The sequence below is a fragment of the Flavobacterium sp. N1994 genome, assembly GCF_025947145.1.
Taxonomy (GTDB): domain Bacteria; phylum Bacteroidota; class Bacteroidia; order Flavobacteriales; family Flavobacteriaceae; genus Flavobacterium.
In genome coordinates this window covers 689,151-712,125 of record NZ_CP109999.1, presented here as the reverse complement: position 1 = coordinate 712,125, position 22,975 = coordinate 689,151, and the positions used below count along the sequence as shown (strand labels likewise).

The window sequence follows — 22,975 nt, the reverse complement described above, 5'->3', positions numbered from 1 at the left end:
GATTTTTTATTTAGTTTTTGAGAGGTCTTTTCTTTAACATGGCACTATCGGTGAAGCGTTTTACTTCAATTTTGGGTTCGCCAAATAATTCTATCTCACTATTTCCAGAGGCATCAATGGTGGCTATATTGGAAATGTTGATACTTGTTTTGGCATAGGCAGCAGTCTCTACTAATGCGTTTTTAGCGGTTAATTTTTTACCAGTGAAATCAGTGTTGTTGTCTAATCGTAGTTTTAAATCGAGGATATCTCCTTCAACATCTGCAGAAGATTTTTGGTACATATCAAATCTCATTTCACCGCTAGAAATTAAGGCCTTTACATAAGCGCTTTTACTTAGGTCGATTGCTGTTTTATCAGACTTTAAGTTTAGTTCTATTTTTGATTTGTCATTGGCCATTAGTGTAAAGCTTTTGGTTTTAGCATTCAAAAACAATTTGGCATAATCATAACTTTTAAAAGTAATATTATCTAAAGTTATATCAGAAAGAGCTGTTACATTGGTTTCATCTTTGGCACTTACTAAATTAAATTTATCGTTATAAGTTACACGTACGCTTAATTTTTTATAGCTAGAAATGTCTTTTGCAGTAGAAATTCTTAGGTTTTTACCCGTAATTTTATAGTCAACGAATTCAATTAAGTTGTCATCTGCTTCTATTTCTAATCCAGAATCATTCCCTTTTATTAAAAACACTTCTAAGTTGTCTTCAACTTCTAGACTTTCAAAGTCCCCGATTTCTTTTTGTTCAAGTTTGACAATCTTAGAACCTTTTACTTTTTCTTTCTTTTGAGCAAATGAAACAGCGGTAGTAATAAGGAAGCTTATTAAAATAATTTTTTTCATCAATGTTGGTACAGTTAGTTTTTACTTCGTACAGTTCGACCTAATGGTCTTGAGTGTCAAAAATAGAAAAAAAAACATCTCAATGTAAATTGAGATGTTTTATTAACTTATTCTTTGGAAACGCTTCCTCCGGAACTTTCTTCTTTGCTCACTGTTTTAGGAGATCCGAAGTAATCTATTGAACTTCCACTAGATGCTTTTGCCGATATACTTACTCCGGGATGTACGTCAGTTGAACTTCCGCTTGTGGCTTCTGCTATGACATCATTCACTAATAATCCTTTTGCGTCAATTGTACTGCCACTTGAAGAATGGGATTGTAATTTTAAGGCTTTCCCTTTAAGATTTAACGTACTTCCACTTGTTGATTCGCATTTGATATTATCGAATTCTAAATTTAGTTCTGCTTGACTACCACTACTGGTTTTTACTACAACATTGGTTCCGGTAAAGAAATTAATAGTTGAAGCCGAAGAACCACTTGTAGTTTCTATAGCGCTTAATTCAGGTAATTTTACGTGAATATTTTTGGCTTTAGCTTTATCGATGTTTTCATCTGATGTTATGATAAGCGTACCATTTTCAACTTTTGTTGTGATATGTTCTTGCAAATTATCATCGGCTTCAACTTCAACGTTATATTTATTAGATTGCTCAATAGTTACTGTTAAACCTCTACTTACCTCAATTTTTGAAAAATTATTTTCAACTGAACGATTTTGAGTGGTGACATTTCCGTTCCCATCAATTCCATCCCCAAAATGGATATCTTTTATTTGACAAGAGCTAAACAATAGTGCAACAATAGTAGCAACAACTACTTTAGTACATAATACAGCGAATTTTACCATGATTAGTTAGTTTTGATTATTATTCCGTTTTGGTCTACTGTTAGTTTTCCTTTTTTTCCTTGCTTAGTTTCGGTAACTACTTTTCCATTAATCTTAACAGTTACTGTTTTAACTGTATCGTTTTCATCACTTACGTTAATGTCTTCTGTATCTATTCCTCCTTCAACATCATTATATTCGTTTTCATCGCTTGGACAGTTTAGACATTTAACTTGACTGTTATCTACTTTATAAATATAATCATCGGAACTGAAATGGAAATTGAAATAATCATTATCAGATTCGTCAAATGATTCTACACTTTTGTCAACTTTAAACAGCGTTCCTTTTGGAAGATACAAATACAATTCAATGTGTTGATCTCTATATTTACTTGCAATTTCAGTTAACAAATAGTTATCTAAAAGTAATTGATTTCCAATAATTTTATAACCATATTTTATTTTTTCTGCTCTAGCATTAGCTTCATTATATGATTTTCCTTTGGCAATTTTTTCTATTTGTAAATAGGGAGCTGCTTTATCAGTTGCTTTTATTTCAAAACGAATATTATTAGAATAAATTACTTCATGCTTTGTAGAATCTTGAGTGAAAACAAAATCTTCATGTTCGTCGATATTTTTCGAAAAGAAGTCATTGTTTACAAATTTAATTTGCAATGTATCTTTTGGGTTCACGTTAATCGTTTCTTTTTTAACTGATTTTCCATCAAAAGCTAATTGAGTAGCTTCATTTATTCCCAATGAAATTAGAATTCCAACAGCAATAATCCAAATAGCTAGTAAACTATATTTTGCAATATTTCCAATGGATTTAAAATTGGTTACCAATAATTTTAATCCTAAAATTAATAAGAAGAAAAATGGAATTCCAAAAGCCAATAAAAACAAGATACCTTGTGTCCAAAGTGGCGTTTCTAAACCAATTGGTGTATTAATATGATTCAAAATGGTATTTGATGGTAACGAAGAGGAGAACATCATAATGATAGAGGCAATCGTAATGCCTAATAATCCAAAGGATGAAAAAATTAAGATAAATGCTCCTAATACTTTAGCAAAGGCTCCGAATACTTTCATGAAAACTTCTCCAATTCCACCAGCAACTCTTTCAGCCCCTGTTTTTACTTGGTTTCCCATTTTGTCATAATCGGCATTTTTGAATTTGTTGGTAACACTATCAAATTCTTCTCTAACTTTCTTTTCGATATTTGAAATAGTTACTGGTTCGCCTGTCATTTCTAGTTTTTCTGAAGTAGTAACGGCTTTTGGCATGGCAATCCAAAGGATAATGTAAGCGATGAATCCAGTACCAAATCCGAAGAACAATATCAAGAATAATATTTTTAACCAAACGGCATCAATTCCGAAGTAATGTCCTAGACCAGTACAAACACCTGCAATAGTGCCTCTGTCTTTATCTCTATACAATTTTTTTGTTCTTGTATAAGGATAAAATGGTTCTTCTGTTTTTTTGGCTTCGTCGTCATCAATTCTGTAATCTTCAGGTTGACCCATAACTACAATTACTTCATCAACATCTTTGTTATTGATCACGTGCTTATCGCTTTTTTGTCTTTCAGAAAGTAATTCAGCCACACGCATTTCAATGTCTTTCATGATTTCATCTTGTCCAGATGAATTAGAAAGGGAACGTTTTATTGCCTCAAAATATCGAGTTAATTTTTGGTATGCATCTTCATCGATGTGAAAAATCAAACCGCCTATATTAATATTTACTGTTTTGTTCATGATTTTATTTGTTAGTTGTGATGATATTTACAGCATCGGATAATTCGGTCCATGTGCCATTTAATTCAGTTAAAAATGTTTTTCCTAATTCGGTCAAACCATAATACTTTCTTGGTGGTCCCGAAGTTGATTCTTCCCAACGGTAGTTGAGTAAACCATCGTTTTTTAATCTTGTTAATAGCGGATAAACGGTTCCCTCTACCACAAGCAATTTCGCGTTTTTTAAAGTGTCTAAAATCTCAGAAGTGTATGCATCTTTTTCTTTTAGGACAGACAAGATACAAAATTCTAAAACACCTTTACGCATCTGGGCTTTTGTGTTTTCAATATTCATAATGCATGATTTAATTTTTTTGATTAACTAATTCGTTTTTTGATTGCTTGGCCAGTCTAGCTTAACTCTCGTGTGATGATTGAAACTGATGATTGATTATTGATTTTCTTTTAAACAGACAATTAGGTTCGTTAAATTTTGGCTGAATAACTTAACAGTATATTCTTCATCTTCTTCTGTAGTAAAGTTAATTTTGTTTTTACCTTCTTGATAATTTTCTCTTGCAAAAACGATTTTATTTTTACTGTTAGAAATGATGACATTGTAGGTTTGTTCTTTTTTCAAATTAAATTTTAAATTGATGTCTAAGGGTTCATGGGTTACAATTTTAAACTGATTTTTTTCTTTTGCTTCAGCTTCAATGCCTGATTTTGTGATTTCGATAACTCGGTTATCTTGTGCTACTAATTTTGCTGTCATAGCGAGTAACATTCCTGCGATTAAGATTAACTGTTTCATTTTGTGATTGATTTATGATTAATGATTTTTATTGTTTGATTATTTAAAAAATGGAATACTTAGCGGATACTTATAATATTCTCCATTTGATGTTTTTACTGCAGCATTGATGATTAAGCAAAACTCAGCAACTTTAAGAAAGCAAACTAACAAAGCCGCTACAATGCCAATGATTGATACACCTGTGAAGTTATGAAAGCTTAAATTGTTTATTACAAATTCATCATGATGGATGATAGTATGAAAATCAATGTTTTTAAAAACATTAATTACTAAAATTGGTATAGCGATTAGGCACAAGATGATAGTATATAAAAAAATACTTAATTGAAAATTCAAAACTTGCTTTCCGTTATAGTCTATAAATTCTGAGTCGTCTTTTTTGGAACTCCAAATAATAATAGGAAATATGTAATTTCCAAACGGAATAAAATATTGTGTTAAACAACTCAGGTGTGTTACAGTTGCAATACTTTTGTCATTAGTTGTTGTCATGATTTTATTTTTGATTATGATGATTAAAACTCTTTTTTAAACAATACTATAGATAGTCTATTAATTTCTAATACAAAGATACAATCAAAAAAAGGTATTATGCAATACAAAGTACTTAATATTAACATAAATTTAACATTTGATAGTACTTTCAATTGATTGCCATTTTTACTACTTTTACAATAAAATCAAGCTCTTATGGAATTTTCTCCTTCTAAATTAAATACTTTTCTATTTTTTAAATTGCCTTCTGCTTTTTGGAGTGGAGTTAGAGTAAAGTCTATTTCAAAGCTGCAATGTGTGGTAACTGTGAAGCATCGTTGGTTTAATCAAAACCCATTTAACTCCATCTATTTTGCGGTTCAAGCCATGGCTGCCGAATTGACAACAGGAGCTTTAGTTATGATGCAAATAAAAAATAGCGGGAAAAAGATTTCTATGTTGGTTGCCAATAACAATGGAAATTTTTCAAAAAAAGCAACGGGAAGGATAACATTTACTTGTAATGATGGGCATATGATAGAAGAAGCAATTCAGAAAACTATAGCAACTGGAGAAGGACAGACTCTTTGGATGAAATCTAAAGGACATAACGAAAAAGGGGAGCAAGTTTCTGAAATGAATTTTGAATGGAGTATTAAATTGAAGCCATAAACAAAAGTTAAACCTAATAAATTGGGTTTTATTTGTGAGAGGTTGGTTGTAACTTTGATAAAAATAATTCTAAATGAAAATTCTAATCACAGGGGCAACAGGATTGATAGGTAGTGAATTAGTTAAACTCCTTTTGTCAAAAAATCATTCCGTTAATTACTTGACTACTTCCAAGTCAAAAATTGAGAACAAACCTAACTATGAAGGCTTTTATTGGAGTCCTGAAGAAGGTAAAATTGACGAAAATGCTTTACAAGGTGTTGATGCTATAATCCATTTGGCCGGTGCCAATATCGCTCAACGTTGGACTGATAAATATAAACAAGAGATTATTGAAAGTAGAACTTTGTCAAGTGAATTACTCTATAATTTAGTTAAAAAACATCCTAATTCGGTTAAGCAAATTATATCCGCATCTGGAACTGCTATATATCCTGATAGTATTTCTAAGGTATATTATGAAACTGCCACAGAATCAGAAGATAGTTTTTTGTCTAATGTGGTTAAAAGATGGGAAGAAAGCGTCAATACCTTTCAGGTTTTAGGGATAAAAGTGTGTAAACTTCGAACAGGAATAGTACTTTCAAATCTTGGCGGTGCTTTGCCAGAAATGGTTAAACCTATAAACATGGGTTTAGGAGCAGGTATGGGATCTGGAAAACAAATGCAATCATGGATTCATATCAAAGACTTAGTCGCACTTTATTATTTTGCATTAGAAAATCAGTTGGGTGGAGTTTACAATGCCGTTTCCCCCAATCCTGTAAGCAATCAAGAATTAACAAAAGTTATTGCTAAGACATTGAAAAAACCGCTGTGGCTTCCTAATGTTCCAAAATTTGTAATGAAGATAGTGCTTGGTGAAATGTGTGAACTTTTATTTTCAAGTAAAAATCTAAGTGCAAAAAAAATATCAACTGCTGGTTTTCAGTTTCAATTTCCCAGAATTGATAGGGCTTTAGCAGACTTGTATGCATAAAAAAAGTGCTGTTCTTGAAACAGCACTTTTTTTTTACTATAAAGATTCTTGAATTAATAATTATTACAGCTTTAAGCTAACCTAAATGATTTTCATTTTATTATAAAGACAAATCTAACTAAAACGAAAACGTAATAGTCTTAAAATTTTATTAAAATTTTATTAAAATTAAAACTAATAAATTGAATTATATTCAATGTAGAGTATTTGACATATTTGATATTTTGCTAATAAAAATAATGACAATTTGACATTTTTAAAGAATTGGCAGTACTTTTGCAATCCAACATGCAACAAATGAAAATCAAAAATATTTTTAAAAATAAAACAGAAATGAATACTGAAAACACGGATAAAGACCCAATTGAAAACGATATTGAAAACGTGATTAATGAAGTCGAAACTGCTGAAGAGCTTAGTATTGAAGCACAACTACAAGAAGATTTAGCTAAGGAAAAAGATAAGTTTCTTAGGCTTTTTGCCGAATTTGAGAACTTCAAAAAGAGGACGGCTAAAGAAAGAATGGATTTGTTTAAAACGGCCAATCAAGAAGTCTTACAAGTCATGTTGCCAGTTTTAGATGATTTTGATAGAGCCATGGTTCAAATTTCAAAAACGGAAGATGAGGTCTTATTAAAAGGGGTTGAGCTTATTCATGAAAAATTAAAAACAACTTTAGCCTCCAAAGGCTTAGAACAAGTTGAAGTTAGAAAAGGAGATACTTTCAATGCTGATTATGCTGAAGCAATTACTCAAATTCCAGCACCGAGTGATGATTTGAAAGGTAAAATAGTTGATGTTGTTGAAAAAGGATATAAATTGGGAGACAAAATCATTCGTTTTCCAAGAGTAGTGATAGGACAATAAATACCTTAAAGACTAAGTTTACAGCGTCTAATTTTTATAAATATTATGAGCAAAAAAGATTTTTACGAAATATTAGGAATTTCAAAAAGTGCCTCACCTGAGGAAATTAAAAAAGCATATCGAAAAAAAGCTATTGAATTTCACCCTGATAAAAACCCGGGAGATAAAGAAGCTGAAGAAAATTTTAAAACTGCAGCTGAAGCTTATGAAGTACTAAGTGATCCGAATAAAAAAGCTAAATATGATCAATATGGTCATGCTGCTTTTGATGGCGCTGGTGGTTTTGGTGGTGGTCACCATATGAATATGGATGACATTTTTAGTCAGTTTGGTGATATTTTTGGAGGAGCTTTTGGAGGAGGCGGTTTTGGTGGCTTCGGAGGAAATTCAGGTGGACAACGTAGAGTAAAAGGAAGTAATCTTCGTATCAAAGTAAAAATGACTTTGGAAGAAATTGCTAATGGTGTTGAGAAAAAAGTAAAAGTAAAACGTAAAGTACAAGCACCGGGGGTAAAATATAAAACCTGTTCTACTTGTAATGGTCAAGGTCAAGTTTTAAGAGTGACCAATACTATTTTGGGTAGAATGCAATCAGCAACAACTTGTCATGTTTGTGGAGGAACTGGTCAAACCATTGAAAGCAAACCCAATAATGCTGATGCTCACGGAATGATTTTAGAAGACGAAACAGTGTCTATTAAAATTCCAGCCGGTGTTGTAGATGGAATGCAATTGAAAGTCTCTAGTAAAGGAAATGACGCTCCAGGAAATGGAGTTCCAGGAGATTTAATTGTAGCAATAGAAGAATTAGAACATGAATTCTTAAAACGCGAAGGCGAGAATCTTCATTATGATTTGTATATAAGTTTTGCTGAAGCTGCTTTAGGAGTTTCTAAGGATATTGAAGCTGTTAATGGTAAGGTTAGGATTAAATTAGAAGACGGAATACAATCAGGTAAAATTTTAAGATTAAAAGGCAAAGGAATTCCAAGTTTAAACAGCTACGGAAACGGTGACTTATTAGTGCATGTAAATGTTTGGACCCCTAAAAAGTTAACTAAAGAGCAACAACAGTTTTTCGAAAAATCCTTGACGGATGAAAATTTTATTCCTCAACCACAAAAAGGGGATAAATCTTTTTTTGAAAAAGTAAAAGATATGTTTTCATAATTTAAAAAATAGTTTTACATTTGGTTATTACTAGGAAACTAGTAATTTCTTTTTCATAGCAATTTTTCCCATCCTTATTGCAAAATTAGGGTGGGTTTTTTGTAACAATCCACTTCCTTTTAGTACTTATTTTATACTTTTACCAAAACTAAAATAAAGTATGAGCAATATACTTGAAGTCAATAAAGTCGTTAAGCAATATGAAAATTATACAGCGCTAAACGAAGTTTCACTCACCGTTCCTAAAGGCAGTATTTACGGACTGCTCGGTCCAAATGGTGCCGGAAAAACCTCCCTAATTCGAATCATCAATCAAATCACAATGCCAGATAGCGGTGACATTATTTTGGATGGTGAAAAACTTAAACCAGAACACATCAGTTTAATTGGTTATATGCCAGAGGAAAGAGGTTTATATAAAACCATGAAAGTAGGGGAGCAATGTTTGTATTTAGCGCAACTAAAAGGATTGTCTAAACAAGATGCTAAGAAACAGTTAGACTATTGGTTTGAACGACTAGAAATTCAAGGTTGGTGGAACAAAAAAATTCAAGAATTGTCTAAAGGGATGGCACAGAAAATTCAGTTTGTAGTGACTGTTTTACACAAACCTAAATTACTTATTCTAGACGAGCCTTTTTCAGGTTTTGACCCAGTAAATGCCAATTTGATTAAAGATGAAATCCTTGAGCTTAATAAACAAGGTACTTCGGTGATTTTCTCGACTCATCGTATGGAAAGCGTCGAAGAAATGTGCGATTATATTGCCTTAATTCACAAATCTAATAAACTCATTGAAGGTAAACTTACTGATGTCAAAAAGCAATTCAGAACTAATAATTATGATGTAGGTATTTTGACCAATAATGTTGAAGGTTTACTATATGACTTGTCTCAAAAGTTTACTTTATCTCAAACAGATTTTAAATCATTGAATGATGAATTAAAACTCGAAATCAGTATCGGAAACACTACTCCAAATGAGTTACTTAATATTTTAATTCAAAGAGGTCAAGTTACCCATTTTGCTGAAAAAATTCCAAGTATGAATGATATTTTTATCCAAACGGTAAGCGAAAAATAATGAACAAATTACTACTGATTATTAAAAGAGAGTTTGTTGCCAAAGTGCGCAATAAATCTTTCATTGTGATGACTTTTTTAAGTCCGTTATTGTTTGTGGCTATTGGCGTTTTTGTTGGGTATCTAAGTACCATGAAAGCCGATATGAAAACGATTGCTATTCATGATGAAACTGGAAGATTTGTATCTGAATTTAAAAGTAACAAAGAATATAAATACGTCGATTTATCACAAGTTGATTTAAAAGTACTCAAGGACAGCATAGTAAGAGAAAGCTATGAAGGATTACTACTGATTCCTAAAGCAAAAGATAATGCGGCACTTCAAAAAGGAATTCAATACATTTCAAATGACAGTCCAAGTGTTGGTTTTATTGATGATTTGCAAGATGTTATTGCCAAAAAAATAACTACTGAAAACTTTCAAAATGCTGGTTTAGATACCTTAAAAATTAATACAGCCAAAGCGGATGTAGTCATCAATTTAGAAAAAGCTTCTGGTGAAAGTGCTTTAAAAGGTTTGAATGAAATCAAAATCATCATTGGTGGTGCTTTTGGTTACTTAATTATGATGTTCATAATTTTATATGGTAACATGGTGATGCGAAGTGTTATAGAGGAAAAAACATCTCGTATTATTGAAGTAATCATTTCCTCAGTTAAGCCATTCCAATTAATGATGGGTAAAATCATAGGGACTTCATTAGCTGGAATTTTGCAGTTCTTGATTTGGGCATTATTAGGATTGACTGCTATGTTTGTAATTTCTAGTGTATTTGGGGTTCATATGGGCGCTTCTGCTGGTGCTCAAGAACAGGCTATGCAGGCAGCTCAAAAGGTTTCAGGGAGTCAAATTCAATTATATATAAAAGAATTATGGAATCTTCCCATTGCAACTATTCTGATTTCATTCATCATTTATTTCATAGGTGGTTACTTCTTGTACAGTTCGTTCTATGCTTCCATTGGTGCCGCTGTTGACAATGAAACCGATTCTCAACAATTCTTATTACCCATAATTATGCCTTTAATTCTCGGTGTTTATATTGGTTTCTTTACCGTAATGAATGATCCTCACGGAACAGTAGCTACCGTCTTTTCCATGATTCCATTAACATCTCCTATAGTTATGATGATGCGAATTCCTTTTGGAGTTCCAACATGGCAAATTATTGTTTCTATGCTATTGCTTTTCGGGACTTTCTTTGGAGTAGTTTGGTTTGCCGCTAAAATCTATCGTGTCGGGATTCTAATGTATGGTAAAAAGCCTACATGGAAAGAACTCATGAAGTGGATGAAATATTAGTTATTGACCTCGGGCAGATTTTAAAAACTTGTCAGAGGTAACATCTTTATAAAATCTTTATACTTTCTATTACATCCCTTATATTCTACTTATAACTAATGCCGTAACTTTGTCCCATAATTAGTAACAGAGTAATGTCAGCAGTAAAAAGCCATAGCAATCAATACTTAATTAGCATCCTTTCGGTAGCCACGATTTCCTTATTAGGGATGGCGATTAGAGACCTAATTGATTATAAAATCTTAGGGTATTTGTTGTTGTTTCTGGTTTCAATCCTAGCTATCTTTTTAGAAATAAAACCTGTATTGTTGGCGGCGGTTTTAAGTGCGTTAGCCTTAGATTTTCTTTTTATAAAACCCTATTATACGCTACATATAGATAATGCTCAAGATGCTTTATTGCTCTTGTTATTCTTCATCATTGCCTTAATAAATGCGGTCTTGACTTATAAAATCAAACGCATGCAAAAGGCCATTCACATGAAAGAAGCCCGTGCCAATACTATGAAGTTATATAACACTTTACTAGATTCTCTTTCCCATGAATTGCGTACTCCAATCGCTGCTATTATTGGTTCTATAGATACATTGCAACAAAATGATGTGACTCTATCCAACGAAAGCAAAACCAATTTATTCAACGAAATAGAAAAAGCTTCGATGAAATTGAATTATCAAGTCGAAAACTTACTCAACATGTCACGTCTAGAATCAGGATATATCCAACCCAAATTAGATTGGTGTGATGTTAAAGAATTGGCTTATAATACCTGCAATCGTTTGACTGATGAGTTGAAAGATCATAAATGGGTAATTATAACTGATGACAATTTGCCTTTATTCAAACTCGATTATGGTTTGATGGAGCAAATTCTTTACAACTTGATTTACAATGCTTCCCAATATACTCCCAAAGGAGCCAAAATCCAAATCGAAATCAAATATGATGTTGATACCGATTATGATGCTCATATGAACGTTATCAAAAAATGTATTATCATTATTAAAGATGACGGTTATGGTTTTCCAGAAGAAGAAATCGACAAAGCCTTTGATAAATTCTATCGTTTGCAGAGTTCTAAAACGGGCGGAACAGGTTTAGGATTGTCTATTGTAAAAGGTTTTGTAGAAGCACAAAATGGAACTATAAAACTCAGTAATGCAGATGAAGGGGGCGCTATCTTTGAAATGACCTTTGCGGTTGATTGTTTATCCACCAATACCGTTGAAAATGAGTAATCTGTTTTCTATATTAGTCATTGATGACGAAAGTCAAATCAGAAAACTTCTAGAGATTACTTTAGAAGCCAATGGATATAAATTGCTTTTTGCGGTCAATGCCAAAGAAGGAATAACCATGGCTGCAAGTCATCAACCTGATTTAATTTTACTAGATTTAGGGTTGCCTGATGAAGACGGACAAGTTGTACTGAAACAATTACGAGATTGGTATCACAACCCAATCATTATCCTATCGGTAAAAAGTACTGAGGAAGAAATTGTAAAAGCCTTAGACAGTGGTGCCAATGATTATCTAACGAAACCATTTCGTACACAAGAATTGTTGGCCCGAATTAGAACGGCTTTGAGAGGTAGCTTTAATCAAAATCAAGAACCTGTAATTGTCTTTGGAAACATTACTGTTGATTTAGTATCTAGAGTGATTAAAATGAAAGACGAAATTGTAAAACTCACGGCCACCGAATACAACTTGCTTACCTTATTGTTAAAAAATGATGGAAGGGTCTTGACGCACCAATACATATTAAAAGAAATCTGGGGCAATAGTTATGCAGATCAAACGCAATACTTAAGAGTCTTTGTGGCACAACTTCGCAAAAAGATAGAAGAAGATCCTAATCGTCCAAAATATATACTGACAGAATCCGGCGTAGGCTACCGCTTTAATTCCAGCTAAAATTGAGTCCTTTTTTTATTGAAAATACTTCCTGTGGCTTCTCTTGTAGAAATCCACACTGGATAACCTATGTCTAAAAATCTGAGAAGTCTAATTATCTAACAATCTAAAAATGAATCTTCCCACCAAACAAAAAGTCACCGGCATTACCTTATTAGTTGCCTTAGGTATCATTTACGGTGATATCGGAACAAGTCCGCTTTATGTAATGAAAGCCATAATCGGGGATAAACCCATTAATGAACTCTTAGTGTATGGCGCCGTTTCCTGCGTCTTTTGGACCTTGACTTTCCAAACCACTTTAAAGTACATTATACTAACACTCTCAGCTGATAATCATGGGGAAGGCGGAGTGTTTTCGCTTTATGCTTTGGTAAAACGCTTTGGCAAAGGGCGATTAGTAATCCCAACGATATTAGGAGCCACAACTTTATTAGCTGATGGAATCATAACGCCACCTATTTCAGTAGCTTCGGCTGTAGAAGGCTTAGGAGATGTCATTCCAGATATTCCCACTATTCCTATTGTAGTGGTAATTATTTCGTTGCTTTTTATTTTCCAACGTTTCGGAACCCAAAAAGTAGGCTCTATTTTCGGCCCCGCTATGTTCATTTGGTTTTGCATGTTGTTTGTTTTAGGGGTTTCCCAAATCATTCATCATCCCATGATTATCAAAGCCTTGAACCCAATGTATGGCTATGAATTATTAACCCAATATCCCAAAGGGTTTTGGCTTTTAGGAGCGGTCTTCTTATGTACCACTGGAGCAGAAGCCTTGTATTCCGACTTAGGACATTGTGGTAAAGAGAATATCCGCATCACTTGGGTCTTTGTTAAGATTAGTTTGGTAGTCAATTATCTGGGACAATCCGCTTGGTTAATGAGTCAAGGTAAAGAGTTTTTAGAAGGAAGAAATCCGTTTTATGCCATCATGCCGCATTGGTTCTTATTGATTGGGATAGTCATCTCTACTTTTGCTACTATAATAGCTTCTCAAGCTTTAATTAGCGGTTCTTTTACCTTGATTAATGAAGCCATATCGTTAAACTTTTGGCCCCGAGTTACTTTAAAAAACCCAACCAATTTAAAAGGGCAAATTTATATTCCATCAATTAATAATATCCTTTGGTTTGGCTGTATCTTGATGATTTTGTATTTCAAAAACTCCACCAATATGGAAGCGGCTTATGGCTTTTCCATCACCATTGCCATGATGATGACTACGGTGTTGCTCACGTATTATTTGATTTATATTAAAAAAGTACGACTGTCATTAGTAACGCTTATTTTAGTGGTGTTTGCCATCATCGAAGTCTCCTTTTTTATTGCTAATGTTTCCAAAATAAAACAACGTTGGATGTTCTTATTCTTCGAGTTGTTCATTTTTATGGTGATGTATGTTTGGTATTACTCTAGAAAAATTAATAACCGTTTCTTGAAGTTTACCAATTTGATGGAACAAACTGAAACCTTGGCAACACTTAGCGAAGATGATGCCATTCCAAAATACGCTACCCACTTAATCTATTTGTCAAAAGCCGATAAAACCTATGAAATAGAAGAAAAAATTATCAAATCGATATTTGCTAAACAGCCTAAACGTGCTGATGTTTATTGGTTCTTCCATATCAACCGAACCAATGAACCGTTTACGCTCAATTATGAAGTTGTTGAGTTATTAGATGATAAAGTCATTAAAATCATACTCAATATTGGGTTCCGTGTGCAGCCTAAAGTAGAGTTGTATTTCAAGAAAATTGTACAAGATTTGGTGAACCAAAAACAATTGAATTTACACATACGTCCTGATGGCTCTTCCAAATACAATTCAGAACCCGATTTCAAATTTGTAATCATCGAGAAGTTTATATCCGTAGAAAATGAATTTGCCTTTAAGGAAGGTTGGTTGTTAACTTCTTACTTCTGGCTCAAAAAACTATCCTTATCGGATGAAAAAGCCTTTGGATTAGACAAAAGTGATGTCGCTATCGAAGAATATCCCATGGTGTATTCCCCCGTAACTAACTTAGAATTAAACAGAAAATAAAATACCTAATGAAACAATTTATAATTTCTCTAGCACTACTTTCAGGAAGTAGTCTATTGGCCCAACAAAGCACTATTCAAGATACCCTAAAAGAAAAAGTACCCTTTGATGGTATGGATATGTCTTGGCAAAATGGTTCGGACAGAAGGACAACTCCGCCCGTTTTAACCTCTAAATATTTTGTTGGAAGCATCATGATTGATGCCAATTATACCCATTCGTTCAACAATCCTATTGACAATACGGTCGTGGGTTCAACCGCTTTGGCACGCAATAATGAAATACAAATCTCAAGCGCGAATATTGGTGGCGAATTTAATTACGAAGGAGCCAGAGGTAAAATCATGATGCAGTTCGGAACGCGTTCTACGGTGGTACCTCGTAATGATTACAGCGTTTATCGTGGACAGTACCAATTGGACAATGTGTATCGCTATTTATCCGAAGCTTATGCTGGATATCATTTTAATACATGGTACGGAATTAATGTCGATGCCGGTATGTTCATGTCTTATATTGGTTTGAATTCCTATTATCAAGCTGAAAATTGGGAGTACCAAGCTTCTTTTACTTCAGATAATACGCCTTGGTTTTTTAACGGAGTGCGAGTACAAATCTTTCCGACGAAACATTTGAAAATAGAAGGATGGTTAATTAACGGTTGGCAAAGCTATGCCAAGTTTAATAGTATGCCAGGACTAGGAGGGAATGTGACTTGGTGCCCAAATGAAGCGGTAAAAGTTTTAACAAATGATTATTACGGAACCGATGCAGCAGGTTTGTCTAAACGCATTCGTTTCCATTCGGATAATAGCTTGTTGGTGCGTTATTATAATCAACCAACTGCTAGAGGAATTAGTAAAGCGGCTTTCTCTAGTACGTTTGATGTCGGTTTTGAAAGCGGTGATGGTGTAGGTGGTTTTAATGGCACTGCTGATAATCCTTCGCAATATTTCTTGAGTGGTATGGTTTATAACCGTGTTTGGTTTAATAAAAACAAAATGGCTTGGACGATAGGAGGAGGGTATATGACTAATCCTGGTCGTTATTTGGTATTGTATCCAACGGGAGATGCGAGTCCGTTACCGAATCCAAATAACCCAACACAAACGCAAGGAACCCATCCTTTTACTGCTAATCCTGGGGATGAGTTTAAAGGTTGGGATTGTTCTACTAATTTTGATTTTATGCCGAATCAAAGTATTACGTTCCGAGTGGAATTCGTGCACCGTGAAGCCAGTGTTCCTTATTTTGCTGGTAGTGGAGGTATAACTTCTCCAACAGGATATACTACAACACCTTTGCCTTCTGATTGGCAACCTGATTTAGTAAAATTGGAAAATCGAATTATATTCGCCGTTTTATTTAGAATCTAGTTTTTAAAATACCTTTCGAAAGTTTTTATACCAATGCAAATCTTACATTAAAAAAAGTAGATTTGCATTGCTTATTTTAGATTGTGCTGAAATAAGTAGGAGCTATGAAACGCTATTTTTGTCTTGGTTTATTTTTGATGCTTTATTCCGTTACTTTTTCTCAAGAAAAGAAAGAAGTAAAGTTCATCTTTTCTGGTTTTTTTGAAACGTTTTATGCTTATGATTTTAATCAACCTGATGTTTCAAAAAAGCTCCCCTTTATGTATAATTATAATCGGCATAACGAACCCAATTTAAATATTGGATTGTTACGGGCAAGAGTGGCTTATCAAAATGTTTATGCTAGTGTAGCCGTTCACGCGGGAACCTATGTGGATGATAATTATGCCAATGAGAAAATGAAATATCTAAGTGAAGCCTATTTCGGAATGTATCTGGATAGTCTTAAAAAGCAAACCATTGAGATTGGTATATTGCCAAGTTATATCGGATTTGAATCAGCCACAACAGCTACCAATCTTACTTTGACCCGTTCTATTTTAGCCGAGAACTCTCCTTATTTTATGACGGGAGTAAAATACAATTATAGACCTAATGATAAATGGTCTTTTTCGGGCTTACTTACCAATGGATGGCAACGCATCAATACGGTCAAAAGTAATATTCCACCTTCTTTGGGCTCTCAAATTAGTTATAAACCCAATGCCAAAGCTTTGTTTAATTGGAGTACTTTTTTTGGTAAAGAATTGTATTTAGAACAATGGAGCGCTCGTTATTTTAGTAATTTCTATTGGGACAATCAATGGAATACCAAGTGGCGCACTATAATGGGTTTTGATATGGGAATACAAACGAATGAAAGTACAGATCAAAAAGTCTACTGGTTGAGCCCTGTAATCATTACACAATATAGTCTTTCCTCAAAATGGCAAACCGCTGTAAGATTGGAATATTATCAGGATGCTAATGCAGTTCTTATTGCTACTGATGATGAATTTAGAACTTTTGGAACTTCATTCAATTTAGATTACTTCATTATTTCAAAACTGAAATGCAGGGCAGAGGCCAGGTATTTAAAAAATAAAGGAAAAGTATTTACCAACGGAACAACCTTAGTAGACGATAATTTCTTTGTCACTACCAGCTTGTCTTATGAATTCTAACAATCTGCCATATTCACAGCTACCGCTAGCCCTCCTTCAGAGGTTTCTTTGTATTTAGAATTCATGTCTTTGGCGGTTTGCCACATGGTATCAATTACTTTGTCTAAAGGTACTTTAGCATTTTTAGCATCAGTTTCCATAGCGAGTTCTGCAGCGTTGATGGCTTTGATAGCTCCCATGGTATTTCTTTCTATACACGGAATTTGAACTAAGCCTCCAATAGGATCACAAGTTAAACCCAAATGATGCTCCATAGCGATTTCTGCAGCCATTAAAACTTGATCAGGAGTGCCACCCATAACTTCGCATAAAGCAGCCGCAGCCATAGCAGAAGAAACGCCAATTTCAGCCTGACAACCTCCCATAGCAGCCGAAATGGTAGAGCCTTTTTTGAAAATGCTTCCTATTTCACCAGCGACCATCAAGAATTGTTTAATTTCTTTCTCTCCAGCCTCATGGTTTTCTATCACTAAATAGTACATTAAAACGGCTGGGATAACGCCAGCACTTCCATTTGTAGGTGCCGTTACTACACGACCTAATGCAGCATTAACTTCATTAGTAGCCAAAGCAAAACAGGAAACCCATTTCAATATTTGACGAAACTTTACTTCCGTTTTTCGGATGGTTTCTAGCCATTCTTGTGGATTGTTATAGTTAGCCAAACCAATTAGTCCTTGATGCATATCAAACGCTCGTCTTCTTACATTTAAACCACCAGGTAAAATCCCTTCAGAATGGCATCCAATATAAAGGCATTCCAACATAGTGTTCCAAATACGCATGAGCTCACTATGCACTTCTGCTTCAGGACGCATTGAGATTTCATTGGCATAGACAATCTCAGAAATAGATTTGTTTTGAGTAATAGTATAGTGTAATAGCTCTTCCGCATTTTGTATCGGGAAAGGGAAGGCACATTTTATGGCTAACTTCTTCTTAGCATTCACCCGTTCTTCTTTGACTACAAATCCACCACCGATAGAGTAGAAGGTAGAAGTGTATTCTGTATCATCCATTAAGTAAGCAGTAAAAGTCAAACCATTGGCATGAAACGGAAGGAAGTTTTTATTAAAAACGATATCTTGTAGAAAATAAAACGGAATGCTGATTTTGTTTCCTAAATTGATTTCGTTGGTCTCTTCTATGTTTTTTATAATACCCGCAATGTCTTGAACCGGAATGTATTCAGGGTCTTGTCCGCTTAATCCTAGCATGATGGCTAAATCAGTAGCATGCCCTTTTCCCGTTAAGGAAAGAGAACCATATAAATCCACTTTGACACGAGTTATTTTATCGAATAAATGTTCAGTTTGCAACTCGGTTAAAAAACGTTCTGCTGCACGCCAAGGTCCAAGTGTGTGAGAACTTGAAGGGCCTACACCAATTTTGAGCATATCAAAAACAGAGATACATTCTTCCATGTACTATATCGATTTAGTGGAGCAAATATAACTAAATACAAATTAGGAATAGAATATCTAAATGGCTTCTTGTCGATTGGTTCCGTATAATAATTGTATTTTTGTGCTCTATCTAATATAATGCAAAGAGAATGAGTTTTTTAAAGAATATGTTTGGCACATCTAGTGATGAAACTACTTCAAAAGTAGGTTGGAGACTATTAACCGATTTAGGTCAGCTTAATGAAATAATACAAGAATCTACTGAAAAGCCAGTGGTTATTTTTAAACACAGTACCCGATGTTATATCAGTAAATCGGCTCTTAAGCAATTTGAAAATGAGTTTGATTTACAAGAAAAAGTAATTCCTTATTTTCTAGACTTAATAGAACACCGCGCTATATCAAATGAAATTGCTGTTCGTTTTGGAGTGGAACATCAATCGCCCCAACTTATCGTTATAAAAGACGGTAAAGCAGTTTATGATGCTTCCCATGAAAATATTGATGCTGCCCAATTAGAGCAGTTTATATAAAATAAAAAATCCGAAGCTAGTACTTCGGATTTTTCTTTTTTAACGCCTGAATTTATTTCGGACAATGATGTCTTTTAGTTTTGCTTTTAAATCATTTCCAGTATCAAAAACCATTTGTTCATTGCTTGGAAACGGTACGGCTCTCTTATCAAAATTAGAGTAATAGTTTTCTTCACAAGCTCTTCGGTCTCCTCTATAAGTCGAGTAAACATTGGAAAAGACAAATTCACTGGCTATTGGAAACGTTTCTATAAGTTGATTGTTTTTAAAGTTGATGTAATCCACTTTAGCAGTAACTTGACAAGATTTTAATTGGGAATACTCATAAATACTAACTCGAATGGTTTTGAAGTTGTCTACTTTTATAGGATGACCCAAACTGTCTTTTACAATATGTCCATTAGCGTCTAGAAGATTCTTCACCCCGTCTTTGATTTGCTTTTCTTTATCAAATTGTTTTTCTTTTACTTGCTCTGGCGAGATGTTAATTTGACGGAAGTTAACAATCAAACCATAATCATAGTCAATTCCTTTTTGACGGTTGCTGTGGTATACCGTCCATTTATCGTTTAAACCATAGGTGCTAAAATCTAATAAATCATTTTGTAAACGAACCGGAATTACGATATTGGTCTCGTTTTTGGTATACACGTTTACAAAATCGGTTCCTTTAAGCTTAGCCTCATCAGTTAGCTTGGCTACATCTTTAAATCCTGGATTGATACTTTCTAAATATACCAAATCATCATAAGCACGGCGAATTACCATTTTATCTTTATTAGCCAACAATGCTTTGGAATTATCATAAAGGTATTTAGACAAAGCATTTTTACTACTTACAATTTGATCGGTATAATCATCAAAAGGGAAAAGAGCTTCTCTACCTTCTTTTTGTAATTGCAATGGCAATAACGGTCGAATTTGCTCTTGACGATAATTCAGCTGCACATAAGTATTGTATATTTTTTCTAAGTTTTGTGGATTAGCATCTTTAAACCATCCGTTGATATCTCTCAAATCACGCTCTTTAGCCTTAGCAAATGCTTCTTCTAGCATATAGACATAGTCTTGTTTGCCTTTGGCGTTTTTATTGCCTCGCAAAGCGTCTACTGCATTTTTAATTGCGGCATCGTATTCACCAGATGTCAATAATTCTCTTGTTTGTTTAATACCGCAAGAGGAAAGGATAAGAAATAAGGCTAGGAGAGTGGTAATTTTTTTCATTGACTGGATTTTGAACAAATATAATAGAAATGGTATTGTTTTGAAAGCTCTTTTTGTAAGAATAAAAGTTTTCTTCTAGTCTTGTTTTAGTCATGTTCGGGTTTTGTTCCGTAAAAGGTCCAAAGGGGTAGCACAACTACTAACAAGACCCGAATAAAACCCGAACAAAACTACAAGATAAATCCACAGTATTGCCTTATAATACTGTTAATGGGAGGGGTGCTAAAAATGTAAGAAGGATTTAGCTTTCGAGAAAAGATTTAAACTCGTCGTAAGTAGCGATTTTGGTACTCACTTTCTCTTTTCCTAAGACACTTTCTATTTGGGTTGGAATAGGAAGTTTGATTCCTAATAAAGGCTCGACCACATCTAAGAATTTTATGGGATGAGCAGTTTCTAAAAATACACCAATGCTATTAGGTTGTTTTGCCAGTTCTTTTTTCAGACCAAGATAGCCAACTGCTCCGTGGGGTTCAGCAATATATTGGGTGCTTTTGTAAATGTCTTTTATAGTGATTTCGGTTTCAGTATCGGTATAACTGTAGGAAGAGAAATCCTTTTCAAATTCGGATAAATCGTTATGATACAATTCCTGAATTCGGATAAAATTACTTGGATTCCCTACATCCATAGCGTTGGAAATGGTAGCTATTGATGGTTTTGGATCATAGTTTCCTTTTTCTAAAAATCTTGGAACCGTATCGTTAGCATTCGTTGAAGCTACAAAGTGAGCTATAGGCAATCCTAATCTTTTGGCCATAATACCAGCACAAATATTACCGAAGTTGCCGCTAGGGCAAGAAAGAATAATCGGTTTGTTGTGTTTTTTTAATTGTTGGTACGCAAAGAAAATATAAAACATCTGAGGCAACCAACGAGCTATGTTAATCGAATTGGCTGAGGTTAGGTTTTTGTGTTTCAAACTTTCATCTAAGAAGGCCTTTTTGACCATATCTTGACAATCATCAAAAACGCCATCGACTTCTAACGCCTTTATATTCTGACCTAAAGTAGTCAATTGTCTTTCTTGAATATCACTGACTTTACCTGATGGATATAGAATAATTACTTCAACCCCTTTAACACCTAAAAACCCACTAGCTACAGCCCCTCCAGTATCTCCAGATGTTGCTACTAAAACGGTAACGTGTTTGTCATCATTACGGTTAAAATACCCCAAACAACGCGACATGAAACGAGCACCTACATCTTTGAATGCCATTGTGGGGCCGTGAAATAATTCTAATGAATAGACATTATCTTCTACTGGCACACAGGGAAAATCAAAACATAAGGTTTCCGCTATGATGCGTTTTAGTTCCTTTTCTGGAATTTCATCACCCACGAATTGTTTAATGGCTTCATAAGCTATTGCTTCATGGGAAAGTTGTTCTATATTTTGAAAGAAAGAATCGGGTAGAGGAGTTATGCTTTCTGGGAAATACAACCCCCTGTCGGGTGCAAGTCCAGCAACAACTGCTTCTTGAAAACTAACTTTATGAGATTTATTGTTTAGACTGTAATAGTTCATAATTCGTAATTCGTAATTTCTAATTAACTTCGTTCAGTTCGGCTTTTTAGCCTCGAGTCGTAATTATTTTTGTTCCTTCATCATTTACTTTTGAAATGTGAATATCAAAAGCAATTCCGCTGTTGGAGTAGGCATTACTCATGCTTTTGGCAACAGTATGAGCACTGCATTCTCCTTTGCACAAAGCAAATATTGAGGGTCCAGCACCAGAAATTCCAGCACCTAAGGCACCAGCTTCTAAAGCACTATTTTTTACTTGGTCAAAATTCGGAATCAAGTGCTTTCTAGCGGGTTCTACAATAACATCTTGCAAAGAACGACCTATGAGTTCGTAATCCTTAGTATATAAACCAGCAATTAATCCACCCAAATTTCCCCATTGGGTAATGGCACTTTTTAAAGGAACCGTTGGTGAAAGTACCGCACGAGAATCGGAAGTTTTGACTTCAATATGCGGATGTAACACCACAGCATAAAGTTCGCTAGGGCTTTCGATTTGAATAACATCCAAAGGATTATACCCTCGCACTAAAGTAAAACCACCTAAGACACAAGGCGCTACATTATCGGCATGTTCGCTACCGCTGGCTACTACTTCGCCTTTCATGGCAAAATAGACTAACTCGTGTTTGGAAAAAGGTTTTCCTAAAAGTTCGTTGATACCAAAAACAGCACCAGCAGCACTAGCAGAAGAACTGCCAATACCACTACCAGCTTTTATCTTTTTATGGATTTCGATTTCAAAACCAAAGTCGGATGAGGTCGCATTCAATAAGGCCAAACCTGCTACTCCAGCTACATTTTTTTCAGTTTCTAAAGGTAAATCGGCCCCAACAATTTTAGTGATTCTGATTCCTTTTTCTGTGACTTTTCTAATAATCATTTCATCACCAATGCCTTCTAGACACAACCCCATTACGTCAAAACCGCAATTGAGATTGGCTACAGTGGCGGGGCAGAATATTTTGATTTCGTTTTCCATG

At 34.3% G+C, this 22,975-nt stretch carries 22 protein-coding genes; 12 read left to right on the top strand and 10 right to left on the bottom strand.

The window, feature by feature from the left end; genetic code table 11:
- Window positions 1-10: 10 nt before the first annotated feature.
- From OLM53_RS03310 to OLM53_RS03285, 6 genes are all read right to left on the bottom strand, one after another.
- Window positions 11-847 carry a DUF2807 domain-containing protein gene (locus tag OLM53_RS03310; RefSeq protein ID WP_264521639.1) on the bottom strand — a complete coding sequence of 279 codons (837 nt, stop codon included), beginning with the start codon at window positions 845-847 and terminating at the stop codon, window positions 11-13.
- A gap of 107 nt (window positions 848-954) precedes the next feature.
- Complete coding sequence (locus OLM53_RS03305; protein WP_264521638.1) at window positions 955-1,698, bottom strand: head GIN domain-containing protein; 744 nt, start codon at window positions 1,696-1,698, stop codon at window positions 955-957.
- A gap of 2 nt (window positions 1,699-1,700) precedes the next feature.
- Window positions 1,701-3,449: a PspC domain-containing protein gene (locus OLM53_RS03300; protein WP_264521637.1), complete on the bottom strand. Its 1,749-nt coding sequence runs from the start codon at window positions 3,447-3,449 to the stop codon at window positions 1,701-1,703.
- Between the two features lie 4 nt (window positions 3,450-3,453).
- Complete coding sequence (locus OLM53_RS03295) at window positions 3,454-3,783, bottom strand: PadR family transcriptional regulator (protein ID WP_264521636.1); 330 nt, start codon at window positions 3,781-3,783, stop codon at window positions 3,454-3,456.
- A 96-nt stretch (window positions 3,784-3,879) separates the two neighbouring features.
- Window positions 3,880-4,242 carry a hypothetical protein gene (locus OLM53_RS03290; protein WP_264521635.1) on the bottom strand — a complete coding sequence of 121 codons (363 nt, stop codon included), beginning with the start codon at window positions 4,240-4,242 and terminating at the stop codon, window positions 3,880-3,882.
- A gap of 39 nt (window positions 4,243-4,281) precedes the next feature.
- Window positions 4,282-4,737 (bottom strand): DUF4870 domain-containing protein, encoded by a 456-nt coding sequence (locus tag OLM53_RS03285; protein WP_264521634.1) that lies wholly within the window; start codon window positions 4,735-4,737, stop codon window positions 4,282-4,284.
- A gap of 198 nt (window positions 4,738-4,935) precedes the next feature.
- Here OLM53_RS03285 and OLM53_RS03280 point away from each other — a divergent pair, with 198 nt between their 5' ends.
- From OLM53_RS03280 to OLM53_RS03230, 11 genes are all read left to right on the top strand, one after another.
- Window positions 4,936-5,391, top strand: a complete 456-nt coding sequence (locus OLM53_RS03280) for a DUF4442 domain-containing protein (protein ID WP_264521633.1) — start codon at window positions 4,936-4,938, stop codon at window positions 5,389-5,391.
- Window positions 5,392-5,464: 73 nt separating this feature from the next.
- On the top strand, window positions 5,465-6,370 hold the full coding sequence (locus tag OLM53_RS03275) for a TIGR01777 family oxidoreductase (RefSeq protein ID WP_264521632.1): 906 nt from the start codon (window positions 5,465-5,467) through the stop codon (window positions 6,368-6,370).
- A gap of 297 nt (window positions 6,371-6,667) precedes the next feature.
- Window positions 6,668-7,237, top strand: coding sequence for a nucleotide exchange factor GrpE (locus OLM53_RS03270; protein ID WP_264521631.1), 570 nt, complete (start codon window positions 6,668-6,670; stop codon window positions 7,235-7,237).
- A gap of 45 nt (window positions 7,238-7,282) precedes the next feature.
- Window positions 7,283-8,407: a molecular chaperone DnaJ gene (gene dnaJ / locus OLM53_RS03265; RefSeq protein ID WP_264521630.1), complete on the top strand. Its 1,125-nt coding sequence runs from the start codon at window positions 7,283-7,285 to the stop codon at window positions 8,405-8,407.
- A 160-nt stretch (window positions 8,408-8,567) separates the two neighbouring features.
- Window positions 8,568-9,491: an ABC transporter ATP-binding protein gene (locus OLM53_RS03260; protein WP_264521629.1), complete on the top strand. Its 924-nt coding sequence runs from the start codon at window positions 8,568-8,570 to the stop codon at window positions 9,489-9,491.
- Window positions 9,491-10,795, top strand: a complete 1,305-nt coding sequence (locus tag OLM53_RS03255) for an ABC transporter permease (RefSeq protein ID WP_264521628.1) — start codon at window positions 9,491-9,493, stop codon at window positions 10,793-10,795. The genes OLM53_RS03260 and OLM53_RS03255 overlap by 1 nt, the downstream gene beginning before the upstream one ends.
- A gap of 134 nt (window positions 10,796-10,929) precedes the next feature.
- The gene (locus OLM53_RS03250; protein ID WP_264521627.1) at window positions 10,930-12,033 is read left to right on the top strand and encodes a PAS domain-containing sensor histidine kinase; all 1,104 of its coding nucleotides are present in this window, start codon (window positions 10,930-10,932) and stop codon (window positions 12,031-12,033) included.
- Window positions 12,026-12,712, top strand: coding sequence for a response regulator (locus tag OLM53_RS03245; RefSeq protein ID WP_264521626.1), 687 nt, complete (start codon window positions 12,026-12,028; stop codon window positions 12,710-12,712). Before OLM53_RS03250 ends, OLM53_RS03245 begins: the two co-directional genes overlap by 8 nt.
- Window positions 12,713-12,824: 112 nt before the next feature.
- Window positions 12,825-14,759: a KUP/HAK/KT family potassium transporter gene (locus OLM53_RS03240; protein ID WP_264521625.1), complete on the top strand. Its 1,935-nt coding sequence runs from the start codon at window positions 12,825-12,827 to the stop codon at window positions 14,757-14,759.
- Window positions 14,760-14,767: 8 nt separating this feature from the next.
- Window positions 14,768-16,135 (top strand): porin, encoded by a 1,368-nt coding sequence (locus OLM53_RS03235; RefSeq protein WP_264521624.1) that lies wholly within the window; start codon window positions 14,768-14,770, stop codon window positions 16,133-16,135.
- Window positions 16,136-16,239: 104 nt separating this feature from the next.
- The gene (locus tag OLM53_RS03230) at window positions 16,240-17,298 is read left to right on the top strand and encodes a porin (protein WP_264521623.1); all 1,059 of its coding nucleotides are present in this window, start codon (window positions 16,240-16,242) and stop codon (window positions 17,296-17,298) included.
- Here OLM53_RS03230 and OLM53_RS03225 read toward each other — a convergent pair.
- Complete coding sequence (locus OLM53_RS03225) at window positions 17,295-18,722, bottom strand: L-serine ammonia-lyase (RefSeq protein WP_264521622.1); 1,428 nt, start codon at window positions 18,720-18,722, stop codon at window positions 17,295-17,297. The genes OLM53_RS03230 and OLM53_RS03225 overlap by 4 nt on opposite strands.
- Window positions 18,723-18,853: 131 nt before the next feature.
- Between OLM53_RS03225 and ytxJ the strand changes: the two genes are divergently transcribed.
- Entirely contained in the window at window positions 18,854-19,237 is a 384-nt protein-coding gene (gene ytxJ / locus OLM53_RS03220) for a bacillithiol system redox-active protein YtxJ (protein WP_264521621.1), read from the top strand.
- 39 nt (window positions 19,238-19,276) lie between these two features.
- Here ytxJ and OLM53_RS03215 read toward each other — a convergent pair whose 3' ends face one another.
- The 3 genes from OLM53_RS03215 to OLM53_RS03205 all read right to left on the bottom strand — a co-directional run bounded on the left by OLM53_RS03215 (window position 19,277) and on the right by OLM53_RS03205 (window position 22,974).
- Window positions 19,277-20,461, bottom strand: coding sequence for a hypothetical protein (locus OLM53_RS03215; protein ID WP_264521620.1), 1,185 nt, complete (start codon window positions 20,459-20,461; stop codon window positions 19,277-19,279).
- Window positions 20,462-20,702: 241 nt separating this feature from the next.
- Window positions 20,703-21,992 carry a threonine synthase gene (gene thrC / locus OLM53_RS03210; RefSeq protein WP_264521619.1) on the bottom strand — a complete coding sequence of 430 codons (1,290 nt, stop codon included), beginning with the start codon at window positions 21,990-21,992 and terminating at the stop codon, window positions 20,703-20,705.
- Between the two features lie 46 nt (window positions 21,993-22,038).
- Window positions 22,039-22,974 carry a homoserine kinase gene (locus OLM53_RS03205; RefSeq protein WP_264521618.1) on the bottom strand — a complete coding sequence of 312 codons (936 nt, stop codon included), beginning with the start codon at window positions 22,972-22,974 and terminating at the stop codon, window positions 22,039-22,041.
- Window position 22,975: the final 1 nt, after the last annotated feature.

Excerpts from the sequence above, each read along its gene's own strand:
- OLM53_RS03310 (WP_264521639.1), bottom strand. The coding sequence starts at position 847 with ATGAAAAAAATTATTTTAATAAGCTTCCTTATTACTACCGCTGTTTCA.
- OLM53_RS03305 (WP_264521638.1), bottom strand. The coding sequence starts at position 1,698 with ATGGTAAAATTCGCTGTATTATGTACTAAAGTAGTTGTTGCTACTATT.
- OLM53_RS03300 (WP_264521637.1), bottom strand. The coding sequence starts at position 3,449 with ATGAACAAAACAGTAAATATTAATATAGGCGGTTTGATTTTTCACATC.
- OLM53_RS03295 (WP_264521636.1), bottom strand. The coding sequence starts at position 3,783 with ATGAATATTGAAAACACAAAAGCCCAGATGCGTAAAGGTGTTTTAGAA.
- OLM53_RS03290 (WP_264521635.1), bottom strand. The coding sequence starts at position 4,242 with ATGAAACAGTTAATCTTAATCGCAGGAATGTTACTCGCTATGACAGCA.
- OLM53_RS03285 (WP_264521634.1), bottom strand. The coding sequence starts at position 4,737 with ATGACAACAACTAATGACAAAAGTATTGCAACTGTAACACACCTGAGT.
- OLM53_RS03280 (WP_264521633.1), top strand. The coding sequence starts at position 4,936 with ATGGAATTTTCTCCTTCTAAATTAAATACTTTTCTATTTTTTAAATTG.
- OLM53_RS03275 (WP_264521632.1), top strand. The coding sequence starts at position 5,465 with ATGAAAATTCTAATCACAGGGGCAACAGGATTGATAGGTAGTGAATTA.
- OLM53_RS03270 (WP_264521631.1), top strand. The coding sequence starts at position 6,668 with ATGAAAATCAAAAATATTTTTAAAAATAAAACAGAAATGAATACTGAA.
- dnaJ (WP_264521630.1), top strand. The coding sequence starts at position 7,283 with ATGAGCAAAAAAGATTTTTACGAAATATTAGGAATTTCAAAAAGTGCC.
- OLM53_RS03260 (WP_264521629.1), top strand. The coding sequence starts at position 8,568 with ATGAGCAATATACTTGAAGTCAATAAAGTCGTTAAGCAATATGAAAAT.
- OLM53_RS03255 (WP_264521628.1), top strand. The coding sequence starts at position 9,491 with ATGAACAAATTACTACTGATTATTAAAAGAGAGTTTGTTGCCAAAGTG.
- OLM53_RS03250 (WP_264521627.1), top strand. The coding sequence starts at position 10,930 with ATGTCAGCAGTAAAAAGCCATAGCAATCAATACTTAATTAGCATCCTT.
- OLM53_RS03245 (WP_264521626.1), top strand. The coding sequence starts at position 12,026 with ATGAGTAATCTGTTTTCTATATTAGTCATTGATGACGAAAGTCAAATC.
- OLM53_RS03240 (WP_264521625.1), top strand. The coding sequence starts at position 12,825 with ATGAATCTTCCCACCAAACAAAAAGTCACCGGCATTACCTTATTAGTT.
- OLM53_RS03235 (WP_264521624.1), top strand. The coding sequence starts at position 14,768 with ATGAAACAATTTATAATTTCTCTAGCACTACTTTCAGGAAGTAGTCTA.
- OLM53_RS03230 (WP_264521623.1), top strand. The coding sequence starts at position 16,240 with ATGAAACGCTATTTTTGTCTTGGTTTATTTTTGATGCTTTATTCCGTT.
- OLM53_RS03225 (WP_264521622.1), bottom strand. The coding sequence starts at position 18,722 with ATGGAAGAATGTATCTCTGTTTTTGATATGCTCAAAATTGGTGTAGGC.
- ytxJ (WP_264521621.1), top strand. The coding sequence starts at position 18,854 with ATGAGTTTTTTAAAGAATATGTTTGGCACATCTAGTGATGAAACTACT.
- OLM53_RS03215 (WP_264521620.1), bottom strand. The coding sequence starts at position 20,461 with ATGAAAAAAATTACCACTCTCCTAGCCTTATTTCTTATCCTTTCCTCT.
- thrC (WP_264521619.1), bottom strand. The coding sequence starts at position 21,992 with ATGAACTATTACAGTCTAAACAATAAATCTCATAAAGTTAGTTTTCAA.
- OLM53_RS03205 (WP_264521618.1), bottom strand. The coding sequence starts at position 22,974 with ATGGAAAACGAAATCAAAATATTCTGCCCCGCCACTGTAGCCAATCTC.